This is a genomic window from Vibrio sp. 1249-1, from assembly GCF_033340495.1.
Map to the genome: position 1 here is coordinate 1 of NZ_JAWOWJ010000750.1, position 619 is coordinate 619.

Sequence of the window (619 nt, forward strand, 5' to 3'; positions counted from 1 at the left end):
ATTCCTGACGGCGCAACGCTATTTATTGATATCGGCACAACACCAGAAGCAGTCGCACGTGCGCTCACTAAGAGCCACAAGCAGCTACGCGTAGTCACCAACAACATCAACGTGGCAACCATTCTCTTCCCTAACCCAGAGATCAAAGTCATCTTAGCGGGTGGTGAAGTCCGCAGCCGCGATGGCGGTATCGTAGGCGAAGCAACGCTCGATTTCGTGAAACAGTTCCGTCTCGATTTTGGCATTCTCGGCATCAGTGGCATCGATTTTGATGGTTCCCTATTGGACTTTGATTACCACGAAGTACGCGTGAAGCAAGCGATCATCGACAACAGCCGCAGCGTATTTCTCGCCGTCGACCACACCAAGTTTGGTCGCAATGCCATGGTGAAACTGGGCAACATCGCGCAACTGAACATGATATTTACTAACAAACAGCCACCAGAAGAAATTCTCGCGATCTTAAAAGACGCCGCAATTCCCCTCGAAGTGGTCGAAGCGAATGTAACATCAGCAGACGCCGAATAGATAAATCGCTCAAATTTGAACCTCAAAATGACCTCTGTCTTAATTAGACAGAGGTTTTTTTATGCCCAAATCACACAAAACGCTCACAAAC

The 619-nt window shown here is 48.3% G+C and carries 1 protein-coding gene; it reads left to right on the top strand.

Annotated elements, in window-relative coordinates; translation table 11 throughout:
• The coding region (locus R7Z50_RS28715; RefSeq protein WP_318149910.1) for a DeoR/GlpR family transcriptional regulator at positions 1 to 528 on the top strand (528 nt) is incomplete at its 5' end.
• Positions 529 to 619: the final 91 nt, after the last annotated feature.